Source organism: Mesorhizobium sp. M0938 (assembly GCF_040319125.1).
GTDB classification, from domain to species: Bacteria; Pseudomonadota; Alphaproteobacteria; order Rhizobiales; family Rhizobiaceae; genus Mesorhizobium; species Mesorhizobium robiniae.
The window spans coordinates 15,786-37,653 of record NZ_JAMYNS010000017.1 but is presented as its reverse complement, the minus strand read 5'-3'; the positions used below and the strand labels follow the sequence as shown (position 1 = coordinate 37,653).

Genomic DNA, 21,868 nt, shown 5'->3' with positions numbered 1-21,868 from the left:
CGTGCTTATGTTTCGTGCGGCGGCTTGTCAATCTTGGCCAGAACTAGGACGAACTCCCGATGGGAACAAACAGCTTATCGCCGTTGTGGTCGATCTCGATCAATTCGTTCTTCTTGGCCAAACGGTCTGCAAATCCTTTGTGGAAGATAATGGCGTTCATAAAGGCAAACGTCATTGCAAGCGCTTCGGTCCGCAGCGGATAATCAACCAGTGAATGGATCAGAATAAAAACTACTGAAAGAGACGCCGCCTTTTGAAGAGGATCGCGCGTAATTTTAACAAACGCTGTAAAAATCATCATAAAATAAATCACCATCAACAAAACAGCAGGAATCCCGCCCTCGAAAGCTATTTCAAGATAATCATTGTGGGCATGATTTACGTATTGACTAAAAATCATCTCTTCCTTTTCGTATATCTGATAGGCCTTTTGAAAATTTCCAAACCCAATGCCGGTTGCCCAGTTCTCCTTGATTCCCTCAATGGTGGTGCGAGCAAACTCTCCTCGCCCGAAGGCTGGATCAATCGCGTCAGCATCGATCTTCGTCCATGCGCCTATCGTATAGGCTGAAAGTCCTATGAAAGTAAGCAGTATGCCCCATCTGCTAACCTTGGAGCGCGCTGAAAGAAAGACAATGGACAGTACTGTTATCGCCAACCCAATCAGGACACCGGCGCGCGAACCAGCGGCCAAAAGAAGCAGCAAGAGCGTGACCAGTCCGAGCGATCCCGACAAAAGATATCCGCGGAACAGGCCGTGGTAGACAACGAAGGGAATAGAAACAAAAAGCAAAGCCGCAAAATGATTCCGGTTGGCAAAGAGCCCGGCGTTGATCGTAAAAGGCAACAATCCCTCTATGGCGATATTGTCAGAGAGCGAATATTGAATCGCTCCCGCCAAGCCGTTGCATATGACACCCATAAAAAAGAACGGCAGAAGCCCCCGGACCTGCTCGGTACGCAAACGCAGCACCGCCAAGAAAAACGCCGCGGATGCGACCAAATACAACAGACACTCGATCGTCCGTCCAACCCCGACGCTGACAAAACGAAATCGCGTTTCCCCAACCAGCCCGGAATCCGCCAGCAACAGTTCCGGTCGCAATCCGTTAAACAGCGCCGCCGGCAGCGGGACAATTTGCAAAATCACCAACGCCACAGCGAAGACAAGCAGCCAAAGAACAGAATGCGGAATTCTCTGGCCGGAGTTTTGTGAAAAGACAGCCGCCGCCGAGACAATCGCGGCGATCTCAATCAGCGTATCCGTATAGAGGCCGCTTGCAGTCCCTCCGCCGACCACCAGAGATATGACCAACACCGACCCGAGGAGATATTTATCCCATTCCGATGGCCGGTCGCTCAAGATGGAAGTCTCTCGATGATCAATTTGTGCATTACCAACGTACCGACATATCGAAATCGCCAGCTCTCAGCGATGGCGGCAGTCTCCAGCCTCAACAATTGCATAGGGCATGTGTCCAAACCAATCGAAAAATCCTGGTTCAGATTCTGACGATTGAACGTGCCTTCCGGAATGTTGAACCGCGCAATTTCACCGGCTGGACACCTGAGCGACCAGAATAGCTCCTTTGGAAGCTTCAGGTTTCTTGCGGACGCAATTAAAGAAATCTTGTAAGCGCCAGGAGGGAGCTCAATATATTGCTGGAGAGCAGAGTTCTTGACCGGCGTATTCAGAAAGCGGACCGTCGCCCCGCCCTCGCCTTCGACTGCATCCTGGGACTTTGCAAACGTAACTTCCATGCCCGACTGATCACGGATTTGCCAATCGAAGGGCTTTTTGCTGGACACCGGCTGGAACGTGCCGTTGAAAACGTAGCCGCCCAACTTCCGTTCTTCATCGGACAGGCTGAAAAGAAATAATCGATACGCTTGTTCATATTTCTTCTGACGAATATAGCCGTTGATCACAGTGGACAACTCGCCCGATTTCGGCGGCGCGCTTGAACCGATCAAATCGAGCAGTAGCCGATTCGCGGAATCGACCCCTTCGGGCGTGTTGCTGAGGGCGACGAGCAGACTGGCTCTCCAAGGCGCCGCGGCCCTGATGGCTGCGAGCACAGCCTGGTAACCAGCAGGGTCCGAGAGGATTGTCGGCAGACCCTCGGCGATCGCCGGAAATTGATCTGGCCATCGCCGCAGCAAAATATCGATCCCGCCGACAGCTTTCGGCAGATCGCCTGTTTCAATAGAGCGTCCAATGGACCTCTGAAGCGCGTGGATTTCGGTTTTGGACAGTGTTCGAGCCTGATCAAAAAGCTCATAGGCTTGGTCTTTTTCGCCTTGCCGATATTTGATCTCGCCGATTAGGCTATAGAGACGCGCATCCGCAAGATCAAAGCGAAGCGCGCGTTCGGCCTTGGCAAGCAATGCGTCGAGATCGGGAGCATTGCTTGTATCGTTCAGCTCGTTGGTAAGTTCGCCTATCAAGGCATTGACGTTCAACGGGTCCAGCGCGAGGGAAGCGGTTGGCGTTTCGGTTTCAAGAAATCGACTTAGCCCGATCGATGAAGCCACCAACACCAGAACGGATGCGGCGAACCAAACGCCTGAACGCCGGAGATTTTGCATAAGCGGGCTGGTCTGCTCCGTCATCGACTTTGCCCTCAATTTTCGGGGTACTCGTACCGTAGTCGTAATACTGGTAGTTCATATATTTGTAGGCGTAGTTGTAATCGAACTTGTTCACTGCAAACTTCGACATCGCGGCCCCGACCACGTTCGCGCCGGCAGCTCGCAGGCGCTTCAACGCTGTCTTCGCCGACTTGCGTGTTACCTGATTGGTAGAGATGACCATCAATGTGCCCTCGGCAAGCCGGCTAAGGATAGGCGCATCTGAAAGGCCGACGATCGGCGGGGCATCGATTATGACAAGATCGAAGCGCTTGCCGAGATTGGTGATGATCAACGCCATCTTCGGCGAAGAGAGCAGGTCAGCAGGGTTCGGCGGGATCGTTCCAGAGGTCAGGACTGTCACATTAGGGTATTTCGTTGCCCTGAAAATGCTTGCCAGATCCTCCTTGCGGACGGTGTTTGTCAGGAGATTGCTTAGCCCGATTGTGTTGTCGAGACCAAACAGCCGATGGAGATTCGGCTTTCGAAGATCGCCATCGACAATGAGAACTCTTGCACCAAGCGCTGCAAAATCCTGTCCGAGCTTGAACGAGGTGGTCGACTTGCCCTCCGACGGCTCCGAACTCGTGACCAGCAGCGATCTCGGCGCGCCTTCGGCGCCGGAGAACTGCAACGATGTTCGAAGCGAACGGTAAGCTTCCGACAGTCCTGATTTCTGATCAGCGATGCTGGCTATCAGTTCCCGGTCATCGACATGCGGCAGGATGCCGAGCATCGCCAGTCCCAATTCCTTTTCGACCTGCTCAGGATTGGTGAAGGTGTTGTTCAACAACTCGATGATATAGATAATGGATGCGCTCAGAGCCATGAAAAATGCCAGAGCAATGGCGAGGTTTATGCTTAGGCGTGGAGAATAAGGTTGATTGGGCAGCGTCGCAAAATCGACGGTCGCGGCGCTCTGCGTCTTAAGTTCTGAGCTCACGCCAACTTCATTCAACTTAGCGATAAGATTGTCATATTGGGATCGATTCGAATCAACTTCTCGTTTCAAGATTGTGTATTTGATATTCTTATCGTTGAAGATAACCTGCTGCTGCTCCATCTCAGAAAGCTTTGACTTGAGGTCGGCCTCCTTGTTCTGAGCCTCTTGGTATTTCTGTCGAAGCGAGTCTGTTATAGTCAAAACGCCATTGTTATAAAGTCGTTGCAATTCGTTGATCTGAGCCCGAAGCTGCTGCATCTCTGGAAAGCCCGGCTTCAATATGCCCAATTTCTGCTGATACTGGCTGGTCAAATCCGCCAGCTTGTCGGTGATCTTCTGCAGGCCTTCGCTCTCCAAGACCGGGCTGAGGCTCGACCCGCGACCTTTGTCTATCTGGTCCACCATCCGTCCGGCATCGAGACGCTCCTGTATTGCTGTCGCGAGCGCGGTGTTCAGAGCCTCGATATTCGATCCGATCAGCGATTTTTCGTCACCGGTTACGGTGATGCCTGCATCCTTTGCATAAGCGACGAGCTCCTCCTCGGACTTTTGAAGCTTTTGCTTTACCTGCAGAACCTGTTCCTGGATGAATTGCCGTGCCAGGTCTGAGGTTTCGCTGGTCTGATCGAGACGCTGATCGATAAAACTCTGTGCGACCTGATTGGCTATATCACTTGCATATTTCGGATTCTGGTCGGCAAACGTAATCGACAGCAGGCTTGTATTGGTGACCAGAGTGACCGTGAGGTCATCCAGAATGCGCCCGATTGCAATTTTCTCACGCTCCTCTGGGGTCTTCTCTTCTATGGAGGGCGATTTGGAAATTCCGAACGCACGATAGAAAATATTGCTGGGCGAGAAATTCGGCGTCGGAAACAGGAAATCCGGCTTTTCGCTGAGCCCTAGTTGGAACACCACGCGCTGCGCCAAAGCTCGGCTTTTCAGCTTTTCTCGGGCCGTTTGAAAGGCCCGCATGTCGCTGGTTTCAGAGACCACTTCAATGTCCTGGAAGACCTTGGCCGAAGGAACCAGCACTTCCAATTGCGTTGTTGCCCGATATTTTGGCGTCTGCATCATGGTAACAATGACGCCAGCAACAAGCCCGCCAGCCGCCATCATGACGATCAGCCATCGATACTGGATAACGTAAAAAAGCAGCTTGAGTGGATTGAAACCCTCGTCCTGCTCCGAGTAATCGCGACCGTATGAGCCATAGTTTTGCGCACCGTCATAGTACAGGTCCGCGGACAAGGCTTGGCCATGCCCTGGCCCGGCAATTTGATGCTGTCTGTTACGATCGAGCATGGTGCGAAGCAATCCTAGGTTTGGCTGTATCCTGAATCCTGACGGGCAATGATTATAGTCCCGGGACCACCGCTATTCTGGCTGCACTCGAGGCGACGCCGAGGGCGTCCTTGAGGTTGTTCATAGCAATTTTCGATTTCGAGGCGAAGACGACGATCTTGTCGCCACCATAGATGCGTGGATTGCGGCTCTTGCCGGCACGAATCTGCTCCACGTTGTAATTCGCGACCAAAGTATTTTGACCGACATTGCGATAGACGAAGACTTTTCCCGCATCGCCAATGGCATTGAACCCGCCAGCAAGGGCGATCGCGTCGATGAGGGAAGAATTGCTCGACACCGGAAAAATACCGGCCCTAGTGACTTCTCCATCGACGGTAATGCGCTGTCCGACCGATTCCTTGACATAGACCGACACGTCGGGCGACTGCAGATAGTTGGCGCCGTAGGCCGTCTCGATTTCCTGCTCTAACTGACGGACAGTCTTTCCTGCCGCAACGACAGTCCCGATAAGCGGAAGCGAAATTTGTCCGCCGGCGTCGACTTGAACGGTTCTGTTCAGATTGTCGACCTGGAACACATTCACCTCGAGCACATCGTTCGCGGACAAAGGCTGCTCGTTGCCGTTCTGGGTATGCGGCGCAGGCAACTCCTTCACCACCTGCAAGGCGCCGCCGCCCGAAAGCGGCGCAGACGTTGAGGTCAATTGCAGCGCATCGACCGACGTGGGCGAAGACGATGTCGTTGACGAGGTGCTCGTACAGGCAGACATCGCGAGCGAAGTGAGCACGACACATATCGTTCCCATACAACCTCTTGCGAAATGAAACCCGCCCATCACGCCGTCCCACCCTTCAGCAAGCGACCCAATCCCGCAAAGCGACCGACATTGCCGGGACCTGCCGGTTTTCTCGCATGCGCCTTTCCGACCGGCTCGATATGCCGGTTGGCCAATACTTCGCCTGGACGTTTTAACACCATATTGCGGGCCTCATCTTCCCCACATCGCTTCGCGGCAATGGCGACTGCCTGCGAAAGCCCAGGGCGCCGGCGGGTGGCACCATGGGCGTCCGATGCGATAATATCTACCCTGCCTTCGTCAATCAGCTTTTCCGAATAGTAAAGCGCCGTGCGGCCAAAAGCACCAACAATCGAGTCTGCCGTAAGCTGAATAAGGCAGCCCGCTGCATTCAACCTCTCGATAACGTCGTAATTTGCCTTGATCCATGTCAGCCGCTCAGGATGGGTAAGAATCGGAATGAACCCGGCGCTTACGAGACGTAGGGCAAGATCTTCCAGCCTTGGTGGTAAAACGTGATGCGGCGGCTCGAATAGAAAATAGCGGGACCTGTTTAAAGTCGGTACATCTCCGAGCGCCAATCGTTCCGGAAGGTCGGGTGCCACGTGAACATCGGCACCGACATAAAGAGCGAGCGGTATTGCGGCACGGCGCAGCTCACGCTCCAACTCTTGAACTGCTCGGGCAATATTTGCCGTTCCGTTTTCGTACATGCCTCGAACGACATGCGGCGTACACGCCATATGGGTCGTTCCATCGGCCACCGCCAGCCGCGCCATTTCCAGCGATTCAGCAAGACTGGGCGAACCGTCATCAAGACAGGGCAAGATGTGGGAATGCAGGTCGATCATTGGCGCTTATGGCCGCACTGAAGCAACTTGACGACTTCTTCCAGATAACAGGCAAATGCGCCACCCGCACGATAGCGAATGACGCATTCATCAAGTTCATACAATGCGATAGACGCCAGATCCAAGCTATTCGCTGACAGCGTTGTCGTCATCGCGCAAGCTAGAGATCAGCATTGGGGCGCCACCTGTCACCACCCAGTCGGTCGAGGCGAGTTCGCCCAAGACGAACCGCACCCAGCTCCAACTCAGCCAATAGAGCGGTATGGTTGATGAGTTTCATCAATACCCCGGCTCCAGCCGGCGCACCAAAGCATGAGGGCACCAGCGATACAATAACAGCAGAGGCAGTCACATGCCTCTGCTACGTTTTTGCCATATTGCCTAACGGCTAACGCCGTTGTTGTCATCCTGCGTTGCGGCCAGAACACCGCCAGCAATAGCCATACCACCAAAAAGGAATAGCGGAGTATTCGACTGGACGCCGCCCGGGGCGATCTGGCCGGTGTGTTCAGAGCTAACGGCGGCAGCCGTCTGTTCGGAGCCCACAACTTTCAGGCAGATATTGTTCTCGACACGAGAAATGTCGAGGCTGGAATTCGCCGGCACATCCAGGTTGCAGCCACCAACATTGACGGAAGCCGATCCTTTAGCACCGACCACTATCCGGCTACCGAAATCCAGAACATTCCCCGCCTTTGCAGGGCCATAACCAGCAGCCTGCGAAACCATTACATCGCCATTGGCGCGGCCGATGGAACCAATCGAATTCGCCGCCCCCTGATAGGCGGTCGTGCAGGTGCACGACGTGTCCTGAGCGAAGGACGAAACTGGGCTTAAACCGATCGAGGCGATAAATCCGGTCAACGCACTTTTAACTATAAGGTTCATTCGTTTCGATCCTTTTTGTCCCGCCGTATCTCAGCCCCGTCCAAGCACCAAGATACCCGACAGCGCGTAACAGCTTTTTGCTTTAATTCCAACTTGTTTCGCATATGCGAAATGAGTTTTTGGTTTCCGCTGTGTTTCATTGGACACACCCGATTTGGCGTTATGGTCGACTGTGTTCGACGTCCTTGTCGCACGCCCTGCCTTTACGATTTATGACAGTCGTAAGTCGTGGAACGACGACGTAAGCGCCGTTGGCGATGTCATGCGTTACGAGCCGGACAGGCAAGATTTGTAGGTCGAACCCGCTTGCACAGGCTGTCCGCACAGGATGCCCGTCTCGGCAAGTTTCGCGGCCAGATCCGTGCCATCGGACGTGAGGCATTGCACGACGATAGCGTCACCAAACTTGGAGGCGACATTGCCGTCGCAAGGCGTCCCCTTGCCGATCGGCTTGCAGGTCAAAGCGAGTCCTTGATAGTCTCGGCGCGCCACCTCCGTTACCATGGCAAGCATGGATCGCGGCTTGGTAAACGCCACGCCGCACAACACAATCTTGCGGCCGGCAACGCGAAGATCATCGATTGCCTGGATGGAAAGCTTGCCATCGAACGGCTCAAGCACCGCCTGTGGCTTTGGGGTTTGCGGACGAACAGGCGTCCCCTTCTTCACGATGATGGCAAAGAAGCCAATCGCAAATACCAAGGCGACGAGTGCCAGCACGCTTATTTGCTTGAAAGACAATTTCTCACTCCCGTCACGGCCAAGCTTGCGTCTCCATCACTTCTGGCGGCAACGACCGCGCCATCGCCCAAACGGCTCGATGACTGGCCACGGGTCAAAAACACCGAAATCCATTTCAGTCGAAGAAACTTTCGATCGCGTCGATCAGTTTATCCGGATTCGCCTCCGGTGCTGTCGAGATATTGCGTCAGCGCACAGACCAGATGATAGAAGATGCTTGCAGGCACATCGGTCGCCAGCGAGCGGCCACGCTCGTCGATCCGGTCTATCCACAGGCCGAGCGGCGCCGGATTGATGTGCCAACGGAACAGGCGACCGACACGCGCTTCGATCTCGGGCTTGAGATCGGGGCCGCCTGAACCGTCCAGCGCAATCGCCGCCTTGATTGCTTCTGCCTGCGGCCAACTGCGCGAGACAAGGTCGAGCGGCAGGCCTTGCCGCGAGACGGCGCCATAGGCGAGGCCGGTGGCGCGATTGAGGCCGTTGGCGATGGCCGAGGCATAGAGCTTTCTGGCGAATCCGGTCAGTTCGCTCTGGCCTGTCCGTCCTGCAAAGTCGACCAGCAGCGAGGCCCATTCGAAATGGTGGCCAGGTTCCGTCCATGCGCCTTTCTCGCCCTCCGTCGGCCTCCACTCGGCGTCGAAATATTCGCCCAGCGTCCAGCTTTCCCGATCGAAGAAATGGCTGCGAAACAGATCGACGATGCGCGCGGCGCGGCGAAGATAGGTAAGCTCGCCGGTTGCCTGATGCCAAGCCAGGAAGGCTTCGAGCAGGTGCATGTGTGGGTTGGAGCGGCGTTCGCCCTCGCCGCTCGACGTTTCGAGAAAACCGGTCATGCGGTGATCCTCGAGATGCGCGTCGAGAAACGAAAACGTTTCCTGGCCAAGCCGCAATGCATCAGCATTGCCAACCATGTGAGCATGCGCCAGCGCCAGGAGCACGCAGGAATGATCATAGGCATCCTCGGCGGCATCGGCGACTGTGCCATCGACATTGAGCGTGCGCACCCAGCCGCCCTTGTCGGTGCGGCCGTTCCTGTTCATGAATCCGATACCGTGGCTGATCAACCGGTCGGCAGGCCCGTCCCAGCCGCGCGCTTTGGCAACAGCGAAAGCGTAGACTTGCCTGGCCATGGTGCGCATGCGCTTGGGCTTCATCAGCGGTGTGGCGTCAAAGCCGAGCGCCTCGTGGAAACCGCCATGGCGCTCATCGACGCCGACCGTGGACCACAGCGGCACCGTCTCTTCAAACAGCCAGTGGTGAACGCGACGCCGCCAGGCGCCGCTTTCGATCACGCGATCGTCGGCAGGCGTAAACCTGGTCTCCAGACGGCCGCTCTTTTCGAGCTGCTCGACGATCTTCTTGACATTCTGGCTGCGGCTGACCGGGGCAACGAAAGTAGCGTCGGCGGTCGAGACGATGGCAACGTCCTTCAGACCGATGGCCGAGAGCAAGCGGCTGTCGCTGCGGATATAGGAGTTCTCGCAGTCAATGGCGACGACATCGCCGACGATGACATTGCCGTCACTGTCGGAGGGACCGACATCGAGCAGCGACTGCCAGGAACCGAGATCGTTCCAGCGGAACCCGGCCGGCACCATGGCGATCCCGCTGGCGCGCTCCATGATCGCATAGTCGATCGACGTCGAGGGAATGGCGGCGTAAAGCTCGAGAGGCATATAGAGGCCGGAAAGATCCGATGTCGCGGCCTGGTAGGCAATTTCAACGGCGTTCCATATCTCGGGCTCGAAAGCCATGAAGGCGTCGCGCATGGCGCCGGCGCGAAACAGGAAGATGCCGGTGTTCCAGTAGAAATTGCCCGCCGCCAGGTAATTCTGCGCGGTCGCGAGGTCCGGTTTTTCGACGAAACGCGAGACATCGCAGATGCCATCCTTCTCGCCGGCGACCTCAATATAGCCGTAGCCGGTCTCCGGCTGGCTAGGCTTGATGCCGAACACCACCAGCCGGCCAGCACGCGCCGCCGCAGTACCCCTTTCCACGCTCTGCCAAAATTGCTGCGCGGTCGCGATCTCATGATCGGACGGCACCACCAGCATCAGGCTGTCGCCATATTCGGACAGGGTGCGCAGGGTCGCCAAGGCAACGGCGGCAGCGGTGTTGCGGCCGGTCGGCTCGAATAAAGGGCCGCCGCCGGAAAGGTCGAGGCCGGCGAGATCGGCGTGGACGCGGTCGGCGTGCCGTTCCGAAGCGATCAGGAAAACCGGCGTTTCGCCATCCGGCCGCGCCGTAATCCGGCGCAGCGTCTTGGCCAGCATCGAGCCATCGCCCGAAAAATCATGGAACTGCTTGGGATTGTCCTCACGCGACAGCGGCCACAGCCGGGAGCCAACGCCGCCGCTCATGACAAAACTGACGATCCGTTCGGTCATTGGGTGACACCTCTGACATTTTCAAACAAAGCAAGGAGCGCTGCCGCGTAGTCTCGGCGGCGTATCTGTTGGCGACTTTGCAGCACGGCGACACTGTCGCGGGCGAGGCGTGGGCGCTGCCCGGCTTCGAGGAGACACTGCGCCAACGCTTGCGGACTGTCAGGTGCGAAGAAGAGCGATTCCGGTGCCTGCTCGCGATGCAGCGGAATGTCGGACAGCAGCATCGGCGTGCCCAGCGACTTCGCTTCCTCGACCGTGGTTGACCACCCCTCGAAGTGCGAAGGATTCAGGAGATAGTCCGCTGCACCGATCAGGGCGACGACATCGTCGTAGGGAATCAATCCGAGGTGTCGAAAATGGCTTCCAAGTCCATCAGTTTCGGCAAGGTCCATCAGACGCTTGAAAAATGTCGGATCGCGCGGGTCCGTGGTGCGACCGGAGAGGATTACCGGCGGCAAGGAGGCCAACGCTCCGATCTGATTTATATGGCTCAATGCCTCTATGACCAGCCTGTGGTTCTTGTGGACCCAGAACTGATTGGGGAGAAAGAAGAAACGCTCGGGCAGCCCATGCGCCTGGCGCGCCTCGTCGGCGCGCGCCAGAATGGCGCCGGGATCGAGATCGATAGCAAAACGCACGACGGCGGTCTTATTGCGCGAGGCCGGATAGAATGTTTCGCAGTCCGCGAGCGCGTCCCCGCTGGAGAGCATTATGATGCGGTTTCCTGATGTCTGCAGGCGATAACCGAGATCCCGGCGCCACCAGGCGCTACGTGGAAAAAGGTGTGGCAGGCGACGGTGCTGGAAATCCGGAATCCAGGAAACGACCGGCACAGGAAACCGGCTCCCGAACCACTGAGCGACTTCGAAGACAACATCAATACCCTGCGCAGCGACAAGGTCTGCGAAAGCACGATCAGTTCCGCCAGCAAGGGCGATCAGCCCTCGCTTGCCGAGCCCGGCGCCTATCACCCGCCCATCGACGATAGCGGGCGTAGCCAACATGTGATCGAAGGACGCGCCAATGCTTGAATGCTGCTCAGGTGTGAGAAACAGTTTCGCCTGCACCTTGCCACGCAGCTCGGAGGCAATGACGCTCAACATGTTGCGCAGATAGGACTCGCCGCCTGACCAGGATCCGCGGCCGATGAGGGTGAAGCCGACGGTAATCAAGGGGCGGCGCGGCGCAGACGGCCGATCCGCTCGGCGAGAATTTCAGCGCGATACCAATCGACATAGCCGGCAATGCCCCTGCTGAGCGGCACCTGTAACTGGAGCCCGTCCGGAACGCCGGACGGATCCGAGATCAGATTGACGGGATCGCCGCGCCGGGACTGCCCAGAAAACGAGAGGCGATGGTTGCCTCCCCAAGCCGTCAGAACCATGCTGGAAATCGTGCTGACGGATGCAGCAGCGCCCGCACCGCCATTGTAGATGGCGAAGCGCGGTTCGCCGGCAGGCAAAATGCGATGGATCAACCGCACAACGTCCGAGACATGGTGCCAATCCCTCATTTCCGTACCCATGCCGCCAAGCACAATGTCGGTTTCGCCCGCCGCGAGCCTGCCGCAGAGATCCCATAACAGTTGCTTGCGCAACCCTTCGCCATAGACCGAAAAAAGGCGGGCCACCGAGATTGGCTGGCCGTATGCGGCACAATGTGACCGGCCAAGCTCCTCAACCATGCGTTTGTGATAGCCATAGGGGGAATACGGATCGAGCGGGGCATCGACCCTGATCGAGCCGACATGCCCGCCGCCATAGACCGCAGCGGAAGACGCAAGAACGACAGGTGCATCGGGTGCGTGGCGGCGCAGGAAATCGAGGACACGAGCGGCAGAGACAACGCTTTGTTCAAAGTCTTTCAAGGGATCAGCAATTGACTGGCCAACCGTCGCGCCACCCGCCAGGTGATACACTGCCGAAGGGCGGCCATGCGCCGCCAGAGCCGAACCCATTGTCTCCACGGCTATTCCACCGGGAAAAAACGCGCCGCCGGTCGCCAAAGCAAAACCGGGTGCCTCTTTTCGACCGAAGCCGATGACACGGCATCCGTTTCGAGCGAGGAAACGAGCGAGGTGCAGGCCGATGAACCCGCCGGCTCCAGTCACCCAGACAGGCTTAGGCTCGGTTGATTGCATCAAGAAGTCAGTCCTTCCCGTGTTTGTGGCAAAGGTCCGTTCTTGTGGCAAAGGAAAGAGACCAGGCGCCCGGGCCGGCGGTCAAGTGATGCAGCGAGACTGGCGACGGCGCCAAATGGCACAGGCGAAAGAGCCAGGCGAACAATCGGGGAAAAAGGACCAAAGACTTTGGCGAGCCTGTCGCGAATCTCAGACGGCGTCATTGGGTCATAATTCACGACGGACTGGAACGAGTTCAGTTCGCGGTCGATCGTCAGCCCGGCCCCCTGGATCGCAGCGCGGTAGGCTGCCAGCGTAAAAGCGTTCTCTCCACCGTAGAGATGATGAAGCGGGTGAGCGCGCAGAAAAGGCTCGAGTTGCTGCGGCCCGGAGACCACATGGTCGCGCAACGACAGGATCGTCGCTCCATCGCGAGAGAGACGCGCCATTTCGCGGCAGAAAGCCGGAAGATCATGGGCATGATGAAGCACCTGCCGTGCGACGACCAAATCATAGCCTGCCGCCGATAGCGGGATCGCCTCACCGAACGCTTCCACCACTTCGATGGGGGTGCCGGTGCTTTCGGCAAGTGCCCGGATCGCGGCGGCACCGACGAGTGCGCTCGGATCGGGCTCGACAGCGGTCACAGACCAGCCCTCGCGCGCCAAGGCATAGGAGAGGATGCCGTTACCGGCGCCGAGATCGAGAGCACGGCCGACCTTGCGCGGGATCATGCTGCGGACGGCGTCGAACTCCGCGCTTTGGTGGTAGCGTTGTGCGGCCACGGCCGGATCGTCGAAATAGGCGGCGCGGGCGAGTTCCTTCATCGAAGGCTCGCTCATGCACCAGCGGACGGCGTCTTCCCAAGTCATGGCCGCTTCAGTCATCGAGAGAAACCATATGCTGGATCATCTCCGCTGGTTTTCCGGCAACAACTGCGTGAGGCGGCGCGTTCCTGGTCACAACGATCTCGCTCTCTCAGATTTATCGGATGCGCCCACAACAGCCGCCAAGGCTTAGCTTGGCGAGTGGGATAGCGCTTCGGTCATAGGCCCGCATGCTTCGCCCGTCCATCGTTCCAGGATAATTTTCAGCGTCGGTGAGAAGCACGGCTCCAGCCTCTGTCACCCTTGCAGCAATGCGTCGATCACGCTTCAGTCAGGAGGTTGTTCTGAGCGTTCAGCTACGCTACCGTTTCCGGACTCGTCAAGTTCAGATCACGAGAATTCGAACCGCGTGAATTTCGACCGCGCAAAACTCGCTGGCTCATCCCTTAATCTAGCATCTAGCTGAGTTCCTCCCACCCGAAGTCCCGTCCGCAGATGCTGATTATCGTAGCAGCTTGGAGTAGCGCCCCGGCTCTGGTTCTTTTATAGACGAGGCACTGCCCCGGGGACCTGAACAATTAACATGCACACCAGAGTCGGAAGCGCGGATTCGCACCTTATTGGCTATCGGGCGGACGTCGACGGCCTGCGCGCGATCGCCGTCATTTCGGTGATAGCTTTTCACTTGTCGAGGTCATGGTTGCCCGGAGGATATCTGGGCGTCGACATTTTCTTCGTGCTCTCGGGATATCTGATTACACTAATATTATGGCGTGAGGCGCTGAAGGGGCAGTTCTCGATTTTACGGTTTTATGAGCGGCGTGTCCGCAGAATCATGCCGGCTCTTCTTCTCCTGCTGTTTTCTACCACTATGGCTGCGATCGTGCTGCTGCTGCCCGCCGATTTGATCGGATATGGAAAGAGCATGCTCGCCACGCTCGGCTTCGTGGCAAATATCTATTTCTGGAGAGATACCGACTATTTTTCGAGGGCTGCCGAGGCCAAACCGCTCCTGCATGTCTGGTCATTGGGTGTCGAAGAACAGTTCTATATCATCTTTCCCCTGCTCATTGCGGCATTTGCCCGCTTTTGGCCCCGCGCGACTTTTCCCGCAATCGCGCTGCTCACTATCGTGTCCCTGGCGGCCAATTGCCTGGCCCTCAAGATAGGCGGCGCATCGCCGGCATTTTTCCTGCTGCCGACCCGGGCGTGGGAACTTGGAGCCGGGGCCATGATTGCTCTTCTGCCGGCCAGCCTGATACCGCGAGGAACCGTCGCTCGCCTTCTCGGAGCAATCGGTGCGATTGCAGTCCTCATTGGGATCGTCAGCCCCCTTCCTACGTATGGCTCCGTCCCAGTCGCGCTACCTGTGGTTATCGGGGCGATGTTATTGATCGCCGCCGGTCAGGTTGTGCAGCCACCAGTGAACCGGTTAATAGCGACGCCTCCGCTCGCCTTCGTCGGATTGATCTCGTATTCGCTTTATCTCTGGCATTGGCCGTTCATCGTCTTCTCGCAATATTATCTCGTCCGCGACCTCAACTTCGGCGAGATGATGATTGCCGTGGCGGGCATGACAGCCTGCGCCATCGTCTCATGGCGATACGTCGAACGCCCCTTCCGCAGTCGAGCCATGCCTGCACGAACGGTGTGTCTTGCGGCCGGCGTCGGCGCCGGCATGCTTGCGGTGATTGCGTCGGCACTGATTTGGTCGAACGGGCTGCCCGGCCGGATGGGCGGTGAGGCCGCGGCCATCAACGCGGCCGTCGGAACCAACTACCGCTGTCCCGTCCCAAATTACCTCCGTATGGGCCAGTCGCGCGCCTGCGTGCTCAACCTTGCCTCTCGCGATCCTTCTGACGCAAATGTCGTTTTGCTGGGGAATTCGCATGCACAAATGTATGCGCCTGTCTGGGAGTCGATATTTGTCGAGAGAGGGTTGCCTGGTCTCCTGGTTCCGGCGAACGGCTGCCTGCCGACAGTGTCCGTCAACATTTCGCGTGAGTGTATTGATGTGGCCGCCGCCAATCTCATCGAGCTTGGCAAGCTTTCAAATGTGAAAACTGTTATTCTTGGTTTGACCTGGGCACATGCGGAGAAAGGACTGGTCGATGCAAACGGAAAGACAGTAGACAACAGGGACGACGCAGAACTCGTTCGCGGGCTTGACGATCTGATCGGTCGCTTGCTGGGCTTCGGCAAGAAGGTCGTTCTCATCGGCCCGATCGCTTACCCTGGATGGGATCTTCCTTCCGAACTGAGCCGTGATCTAGCCTTCGGCTGGCCTCTGGAAAAACCGACCTATTTGCCGGCAGAAGAGTTCCAGCAGCGGTATAGGGCGGCCATCCAACATTTCGAGGCGCGCCGCGATATCGGCTTCGCGCGCCCGGACACGGTGTTGTGCGACGCAAGTCGATGCGATTATGTTCTGGATGGACGATCCATATTTGCGGACGCCAGCCATATTGCGCAAGCGGAATTGTTCCGTTTTCGTTCCATTTTCACCGAAGCGCTGGCCACGCAACGCTGAGCTTGTGCATCGGTAAAGCCTTCACCTCGCCGCAATCGCGGTTCTGGATATTGGTATTTCGGTCCTCGAAAATTGCCTGCCGAGCGTCGCCGCCAACCTGCCGTCCAGCCGGATCGGTATAAGGCGCTCGGCCGTCACCTCGACCGATGAACCGCTCTGGCGGTGACGAAGGGCGCCGAATGCGGCGCGATTGAAGAAAAGGTGCGAGCCTCGCAATGATCGCTGATAACAAGCTCTCCCTGACCCGCCGCCGTCTGCTAACAGGAGTTGGGGCGCTTGCAGTCTTGACTACCGGATCGGCAGCCTCGCCCGTCGGTCAATTCCAGGGCCGCATGCCTGAACACACCCCGACGCAAACGCCTGGCGGTCTTGTCGTCTTCGGCGACGATGGGACGGACGTCGCCGCTTGCGTCCGCGCCCTTGCCCGGATCGAATCCATGGGAGGCGGAACCCTGATGTTTCGCCGTGGGGCCTATAACTGGTCCTCTGCAGATCTAAAGGCTCTAGGCCATCCGGGCATTGCGGTTCCGGCCAACTGCACCATCGACGGCAACGGATCGATCATCAACATTACCGGGTCGGAACATACATTCTACGTTTTTAGCGCTGTCGACGTCTCCAAGGTTACAGTCGCCGATCTGACCGTCATCGGCAATAGCATGTCGAACGGCTACAATAACGGCGCATTCATGAAGTTCGCCCTTAGCGCGGCCGCAAAGGCCAGCATCGATACGTTCACGATGGACACTGTTGAACTTCAGAATTTCAAGGCGCCATGGTGGGTCTTGGTCTACAATGAAAGCCCCTCCAATCTAGAGGTGCAGCATGTACGCATCAACGGCTTGCGGGGTATTTCGCGGCCGGGTAACTCGCTCGACCCAGCGTACCGTGGCGCCAACTCGGCTGTCATCAACATCAGCAGCGTGGCATCGGAACCTGCCGAAGCAGCTAGGGCGATCGTCCGTGACGCCATCGTCACCGGCTTCTACGCCGAAGCGACGCACATCAAGCAAGGAATTATCTTCAATAACAACGTCCACGACAGCGAGATCCGCGATGCCGTGGTCCACAATGCCGGACTGGTGGGCGGCCATGACGACACCGGCTGCTACGCGCTCCAGATCTATGGTGCCAATAACCGCAACATACGCATCACCGATCCAGTCCTGATCTTGCCGCGCGATAACGGCATCTATGCGGTCAACGGCTCCGGCCTGGTCATCCGGAATGCGACGGTGCATGGCCAGTCCAGCACCATCGACGGGACATTGCCAAAATCGGCGATCGCCAGCAACAGCGTCCGGGATGTCGTCATTTCGGGCGGAACGTTCAGCAAGAACGTGACCGATCTCTATCTTGGAATCCGCGGCAGTGAGGCCAATGTCCGTGTCGAGGGCGTGCAATGCGCCGGGGCATCCAAGGCTGGCATCTTGTTGCAAGGCGCCAGCGCCGGTGCCGGTGGTGTGACTATCACCGGGGCGCGGGTAGCCGCCGATTCAACGGCGCATGCGCTCCTTTCCCCAAACGACACCATTCACTACGTCAACGACGTGCATATCGCAGATTGTAACTTCGCCACCACATCCCTCACCGCAGTGACTGTGTCCGCCTCACCCACGCCGGCTCGAAACTGGAGTTTCAGCAACGTGACCTGTACGTCGCGGGGGACACCGTTCCAGGCCAATCAATTTGGCGGGCGGATGACCATCCAGGGCATGCGGCTAGTGCTATCGGGTGGCGGTACGGAGGGGTACAGTGCTTTCCGCTGCTTTGGCGCCGGCGCGATGATCGTCGACGGCTTGACCATCGCCGGCCAAAAGGTAGGCAGCACCATGGACACGCGGGGTTTTGTCGGGTCGTTAACGAACATCCACGGCGAGAACTCCCACACGCAGCCTGTCCCGACCTCGGAAGGGACGGTCCGACCGACATTCCCAGGCTTCCCGGGCGCTCGCATCCAGAACCTGGCACCCGGCGTGGGGACGCATCGCGAGTGGCAATGGCAGCACGGAGGATGGGTCGAGACTGGATGATCGAGGTCAAGGCACCTACGGGCCGCCTCGTCCAGCCGGCGATTATCAGCACGCACGCCATTCCGGATAGAGCCTATACGCAACAAGACACGGTCGATCGTTCATTTGGAAAGTCGGGACGGTATAGCGTGGTCCCGATAGGCTATCCCCTGTTGGCGTGGCGCCTGGGGCTGCGGCACGCCGTAGGCTATCATCATGACCATAATCAGACCGCCGCCCGTGATGAGGCTGGTGAAGAGCGACGAGTTTCCAAGGGACATGATGAAGGGGATCGAAACGGTCGCCGCGAATGGCAACCGGTCCGGCGTCACGACCTTGTTGGCTAGGCTGAGAAGCAGGCCGAGAACCACCCCCATGATCACCACGCCCGCCAAACCGTAGGCTGCTACGCCGTCCGTAGCCCAAAAATTGGCGTTGGCGTTGAACCCGCTTCCTCCGACGAGATGGGCGCCGGCGACATATCCGAGCGGCACTTTGTAGGGATAGTCAATGATCATATTGATGATGTTTACATGTGACCAATAGGTCAACGGATTGACGGAAAACGCATCCGCATACACGCCGGTCATCGCACCTTGAATGCCGAGGGTCCGCATATAGATCAGCGCCACGGTGTCCATCGCCGGCCCAACCGGCTGGTAATTTGTAGCTATAAGGATTGCGAGCGCAGAAAATGTCAGCGCTACAAATCCGAACGCAAGGCGAGACGCTGCAATGCGGCCCTTGCTGAGCACGAAAAAGTAAAACCCGAACGTGACGATCAGGATCACCAGCATCATCTTTCCTGCGAACGCCATGAAGACCAGTATCTGCCCCACAAGCCCGAGCGCTATCGCCCAGCGGCGTGTTCGGTCGAACAGTCCAACCGCCAGAAGATAGGGGTTCATCGCATTCGACAGCCACCCCGTCAGATAGAGCGCGAGTGTGCTCGTCTGCGCGGAGCCAAATCGGGCGCGCTGGTCGTAGATTTCGTCCATGCCGGACAATGACATCATTCCCCGATAGGTCGCGACATAGAAGGCTATGGCCGCCAGATAGAACGCTAGGAAGAAAAAGAAGAACGTGGTTACCGAAATCTGACGAATGAGAGAATACGACTTGAAGTGAATCATTTTCGGGATATAGACTATCAAAAAAAATGACGCAGCCACTGAAACAATCAGCCACGACGCCTCAAAAGATGTATATCCCTGTCTTGCAACAATAAGAACGGATGGTATGAAAATTGTTAGATACAACATCCAGCAAAAAAAATCAGAATACCTTTTGATTGAAACTGGCAGAATAAATGCAAACGCGGCTATTATACAATAAGCAAGAACGGCATCATTTTCATTGTAGACATAGCTAAAGCCGAGATAAAAGAAGCTGACAGACGCCCAATCGATATAGACGTCCACAAACATGATGACGTAGACCGCCACCCACAGCAGGACGAACATCCGCGCGTAGCTAATATTCCCCGGCCTCAGGTATTCCAATTGCCCCGTCCTTGTCGAGCTGATATGCGGCGTACGTCCCGTATCATCGAAGCCTTACCGCCGCCAAAAAGGTGCGTCCATAACTAATTCACCCTCCCGCCCCTCATTCCTGGCGCTCGACCTGCTGCGCGGGGCATCGGCGCTGATCGTCATGATGGCGCATCTGCGAGGCTATTCGCTGCCCTCCTACGGCGCGCTGCCGGCTTCCGACAAGGGTCTAATCACTGCTTTATTTTACGCCGTCACTCGTCCCGGACATCCGGCGGTGATGGTTTTTTTCGTCCTCAGCGGATTTCTTGTGGGCGGGCAAGTCATCCGCCACGTGCGGGACGGGCGCTTTGATCTCCAGCGCTACACTGTTGATCGGGCGACCCGTATATTTCTTCCGCTGATCCCGGCCCTGCTGCTGACGGCTCTTGTCGGAATCAGCGTTAGCTCCGTCTTTCCGATCCAGGACGTTGTCGCGCACATCGCCGGCCTCAACGGCGTCGTCGTCCCCACAGTGCGGGCCAACGCACCGCTCTGGAGCCTTGCCTACGAAATCTGGTTTTATGTCCTGATGGGCTGCGTCGGCTGCGCGTTTTCGCGACGCTCTCTGCCTGCCTGGTCGTTCGTCGGGCTCGGCAGCGCTGCCTTGGTGTTCAGTGTTCTCGAAGCCCAATACCTGCTGTTCTGGCTGCTTGGAGCGCTGGTGGCTGCCTATCCGCCGCGCTCATTGTGGGTCACATATACAGGGCTCTTGGCGTTCATAGGCGGGATTTTTCTTTCGCAGATGGTCGGGGACGGCGGGCCGTGGGCCGGATACGCAACGGGACCAGCCGATGCGATCCTGTGCGTTGGGCTCGCCGCGCTCCTTCCGGCCCTCTGTCACCAGCAAGTGAACCGTATACTGGAACCCGCCGCTTGGCCGATCCGAAGCTTGAGCGCTATGTCCTACTCGCTCTACATTTTTCACTACCCGGTGCTCGTCTACCTGACTGTCAACTTTATGCCTGCGGCACCAAGGTTGGGCGGTGGAGGCATCACTTTGCTGGTTGTCAAAGGTGCGATCTGCTTTGCGGTTTGTTTGGTTTTCTATTTGCTCTTCGAGCGAAGGACGGTGGCTTTCCGCAACCGGATCAACGGCACAGTTTCGGCCTAACCGTTAGAGCCTACATCGGCGCGTATCCGGATGTATCCCGTTCAAACATGTAAGCAAGAAAACTCAACACCTTGGCGGGTGCGCTAATGCGCGCGCCTTCCTCGGGCGGCGACCTCTGCCCTGGGGCGAGGGCGATTGTCCGGTCTCATGTCGCAAAACACCAAACCACAGCGCTGGGTGGCACCGTGCATTCAAACTTTATCGAAGCTCCCACTATTCGCTATTATACTTCAAAGGGAAGTCGTGGAACCCATAGTGACTGGGGTCGGTTTTTTGACCTGCTCAAGGGCGATCGGTGGAGGTATGAGGCTTTCGAGGGGGATGTAAATAGACAGCCACGTTTCCTCAGTCCAAGGCGTTCCGCCGTCATGGCAGCATTGAAGAGGCCCTTCCGCCGACGATGGGCATAGGAGTTGGGCATTCAGTATGAACAGGATGATGATACTGCTCTCTGGCGCGGCCCTGTCGGTTCTGTTTGGCGCAGACATCGGCACAAGCGCCCCATATCCTCAGTGGCGAGCCAAGGTGGACGAATTCCGTCAATTCAAAGGCCACGCCGAAATCGTCATGTTTGGCGATTCCCTTACTGCGAATGGCAATTGGCAGGAGATGTTTCCCAAACTGTCAACAATCAATCGTGGCATATCTGGAGAGCGCGTCGGCAGCGCGCTCCTCAGGCTAGATGAGATCACCGCAGCACGACCTAGGCTCGTTTTCATCATGCTCGGAGTAAATGATATTCGCAGGTCGGTGAGTCCTGACCGCGTGGCTGCCTCTTACGGCAGAATCATTGATCGCTTGGCGGTTGTGGATGCCATCGTCGTCCAGTCGACGTTGTTTACAAGTGACATGACAACCAACGCCGCAATAAAACGGTTGAACGGCTCCCTGGCAGCGCGGTGCTCGCAAGTTGCAAACTGCCGCTTTCTCGACCTCAACGCTGCGCTATCTCGAAATGACCGCATCCGGCCGGAGTTTACGACTGATGGCATCCACCTCAATGGCGACGGCTACCGGGCATGGGAGCATCAGATCCGCCCAATGATGGCTGCAATTCCAACGAAGCAATAATATTCGAACTGATGGACCAGCACCGCGGCGATCTGGATTTGTTGCTTGCCGTCCCGAGTTTTCCCCAAGCGGCAGTTATCCGCTACAATGAGAATAGGAGCAACAATGACCAGCACAC

17 protein-coding genes are annotated in these 21,868 nt (G+C 57.2%); 5 read left to right on the top strand and 12 right to left on the bottom strand.

Features of this window, described 5'->3' with window-relative positions; genetic code table 11:
• Nucleotides 1–43 precede the first annotated feature (43 nt).
• The 9 genes from NKH73_RS25460 to NKH73_RS25420 all read right to left on the bottom strand — a co-directional run bounded on the left by NKH73_RS25460 (nucleotide 44) and on the right by NKH73_RS25420 (nucleotide 11,258).
• On the bottom strand, nucleotides 44–1,363 hold the full coding sequence (locus tag NKH73_RS25460) for an O-antigen ligase family protein (RefSeq protein WP_352937095.1): 1,320 nt from the start codon (nucleotides 1,361–1,363) through the stop codon (nucleotides 44–46).
• Nucleotides 1,360–2,613: a tetratricopeptide repeat protein gene (locus NKH73_RS25455; RefSeq protein ID WP_352937094.1), complete on the bottom strand. Its 1,254-nt coding sequence runs from the start codon at nucleotides 2,611–2,613 to the stop codon at nucleotides 1,360–1,362. Before NKH73_RS25455 ends, NKH73_RS25460 begins: the two co-directional genes overlap by 4 nt.
• Nucleotides 2,501–4,879, bottom strand: coding sequence for a GumC family protein (locus tag NKH73_RS25450; protein WP_352937093.1), 2,379 nt, complete (start codon nucleotides 4,877–4,879; stop codon nucleotides 2,501–2,503). Before NKH73_RS25450 ends, NKH73_RS25455 begins: the two co-directional genes overlap by 113 nt.
• A gap of 52 nt (nucleotides 4,880–4,931) precedes the next feature.
• Nucleotides 4,932–5,669 carry a polysaccharide biosynthesis/export family protein gene (locus NKH73_RS25445; protein ID WP_352937092.1) on the bottom strand — a complete coding sequence of 246 codons (738 nt, stop codon included), beginning with the start codon at nucleotides 5,667–5,669 and terminating at the stop codon, nucleotides 4,932–4,934.
• A 47-nt stretch (nucleotides 5,670–5,716) separates the two neighbouring features.
• Nucleotides 5,717–6,529, bottom strand: coding sequence for a tyrosine-protein phosphatase (locus tag NKH73_RS25440; RefSeq protein WP_352937091.1), 813 nt, complete (start codon nucleotides 6,527–6,529; stop codon nucleotides 5,717–5,719).
• Between the two features lie 381 nt (nucleotides 6,530–6,910).
• Nucleotides 6,911–7,417 carry a hypothetical protein gene (locus NKH73_RS25435; protein ID WP_352937090.1) on the bottom strand — a complete coding sequence of 169 codons (507 nt, stop codon included), beginning with the start codon at nucleotides 7,415–7,417 and terminating at the stop codon, nucleotides 6,911–6,913.
• 267 nt (nucleotides 7,418–7,684) lie between these two features.
• Entirely contained in the window at nucleotides 7,685–8,158 is a 474-nt protein-coding gene (locus tag NKH73_RS25430) for a hypothetical protein (RefSeq protein WP_352937089.1), read from the bottom strand.
• A gap of 149 nt (nucleotides 8,159–8,307) precedes the next feature.
• Complete coding sequence (locus NKH73_RS25425) at nucleotides 8,308–10,548, bottom strand: AGE family epimerase/isomerase (protein ID WP_352937088.1); 2,241 nt, start codon at nucleotides 10,546–10,548, stop codon at nucleotides 8,308–8,310.
• On the bottom strand, nucleotides 10,545–11,258 hold the full coding sequence (locus NKH73_RS25420; protein WP_352937087.1) for a glycosyltransferase: 714 nt from the start codon (nucleotides 11,256–11,258) through the stop codon (nucleotides 10,545–10,547). The genes NKH73_RS25425 and NKH73_RS25420 overlap by 4 nt, the downstream gene beginning before the upstream one ends.
• Nucleotides 11,259–11,330: 72 nt before the next feature.
• On the opposite strand from NKH73_RS25420, the gene NKH73_RS25415 reads away from it, so the two are divergent.
• Nucleotides 11,331–11,579, top strand: coding sequence for a hypothetical protein (locus NKH73_RS25415; RefSeq protein ID WP_352937086.1), 249 nt, complete (start codon nucleotides 11,331–11,333; stop codon nucleotides 11,577–11,579).
• Nucleotides 11,580–11,716: 137 nt separating this feature from the next.
• Here NKH73_RS25415 and NKH73_RS25410 read toward each other — a convergent pair whose 3' ends face one another.
• Nucleotides 11,717–12,688, bottom strand: a complete 972-nt coding sequence (locus tag NKH73_RS25410; protein ID WP_352937224.1) for an NAD-dependent epimerase/dehydratase family protein — start codon at nucleotides 12,686–12,688, stop codon at nucleotides 11,717–11,719.
• Nucleotides 12,688–13,554 (bottom strand): class I SAM-dependent methyltransferase, encoded by an 867-nt coding sequence (locus tag NKH73_RS25405; protein ID WP_352937085.1) that lies wholly within the window; start codon nucleotides 13,552–13,554, stop codon nucleotides 12,688–12,690. Before NKH73_RS25405 ends, NKH73_RS25410 begins: the two co-directional genes overlap by 1 nt.
• A gap of 523 nt (nucleotides 13,555–14,077) precedes the next feature.
• Here NKH73_RS25405 and NKH73_RS25400 point away from each other — a divergent pair.
• Entirely contained in the window at nucleotides 14,078–16,024 is a 1,947-nt protein-coding gene (locus tag NKH73_RS25400; protein ID WP_352937084.1) for an acyltransferase family protein, read from the top strand.
• Between the two features lie 215 nt (nucleotides 16,025–16,239).
• Nucleotides 16,240–18,057 (top strand): hypothetical protein, encoded by a 1,818-nt coding sequence (locus NKH73_RS25395; RefSeq protein ID WP_352937083.1) that lies wholly within the window; start codon nucleotides 16,240–16,242, stop codon nucleotides 18,055–18,057.
• 101 nt (nucleotides 18,058–18,158) lie between these two features.
• Here NKH73_RS25395 and NKH73_RS25390 read toward each other — a convergent pair whose 3' ends face one another.
• On the bottom strand, nucleotides 18,159–19,538 hold the full coding sequence (locus NKH73_RS25390) for a hypothetical protein (RefSeq protein WP_352937082.1): 1,380 nt from the start codon (nucleotides 19,536–19,538) through the stop codon (nucleotides 18,159–18,161).
• Between NKH73_RS25390 and NKH73_RS25385 the strand changes: the two genes are divergently transcribed.
• Together NKH73_RS25385 and NKH73_RS25380 are read left to right on the top strand one after the other, a co-directional pair.
• Nucleotides 19,513–20,679: an acyltransferase family protein gene (locus NKH73_RS25385; protein ID WP_352937223.1), complete on the top strand. Its 1,167-nt coding sequence runs from the start codon at nucleotides 19,513–19,515 to the stop codon at nucleotides 20,677–20,679. The two genes, NKH73_RS25390 and NKH73_RS25385, sit on opposite strands and share 26 nt — an antisense overlap.
• Nucleotides 20,680–21,105: 426 nt before the next feature.
• Nucleotides 21,106–21,750 carry a GDSL-type esterase/lipase family protein gene (locus NKH73_RS25380; protein WP_352937081.1) on the top strand — a complete coding sequence of 215 codons (645 nt, stop codon included), beginning with the start codon at nucleotides 21,106–21,108 and terminating at the stop codon, nucleotides 21,748–21,750.
• Nucleotides 21,751–21,868: the final 118 nt, after the last annotated feature.

Excerpts from the sequence above, each read along its gene's own strand:
- NKH73_RS25420 (WP_352937087.1), bottom strand. The coding sequence starts at position 11,258 with ATGCTCTCCAGCGGGGACGCGCTCGCGGACTGCGAAACATTCTATCCG.
- NKH73_RS25435 (WP_352937090.1), bottom strand. The coding sequence starts at position 7,417 with ATGAACCTTATAGTTAAAAGTGCGTTGACCGGATTTATCGCCTCGATC.
- NKH73_RS25395 (WP_352937083.1), top strand. The coding sequence starts at position 16,240 with ATGATCGCTGATAACAAGCTCTCCCTGACCCGCCGCCGTCTGCTAACA.
- NKH73_RS25405 (WP_352937085.1), bottom strand. The coding sequence starts at position 13,554 with ATGACTGAAGCGGCCATGACTTGGGAAGACGCCGTCCGCTGGTGCATG.
- NKH73_RS25400 (WP_352937084.1), top strand. The coding sequence starts at position 14,078 with ATGCACACCAGAGTCGGAAGCGCGGATTCGCACCTTATTGGCTATCGG.
- NKH73_RS25450 (WP_352937093.1), bottom strand. The coding sequence starts at position 4,879 with ATGCTCGATCGTAACAGACAGCATCAAATTGCCGGGCCAGGGCATGGC.
- NKH73_RS25425 (WP_352937088.1), bottom strand. The coding sequence starts at position 10,548 with ATGACCGAACGGATCGTCAGTTTTGTCATGAGCGGCGGCGTTGGCTCC.
- NKH73_RS25440 (WP_352937091.1), bottom strand. The coding sequence starts at position 6,529 with ATGATCGACCTGCATTCCCACATCTTGCCCTGTCTTGATGACGGTTCG.
- NKH73_RS25410 (WP_352937224.1), bottom strand. The coding sequence starts at position 12,688 with ATGCAATCAACCGAGCCTAAGCCTGTCTGGGTGACTGGAGCCGGCGGG.
- NKH73_RS25455 (WP_352937094.1), bottom strand. The coding sequence starts at position 2,613 with ATGACGGAGCAGACCAGCCCGCTTATGCAAAATCTCCGGCGTTCAGGC.
- NKH73_RS25380 (WP_352937081.1), top strand. The coding sequence starts at position 21,106 with ATGAACAGGATGATGATACTGCTCTCTGGCGCGGCCCTGTCGGTTCTG.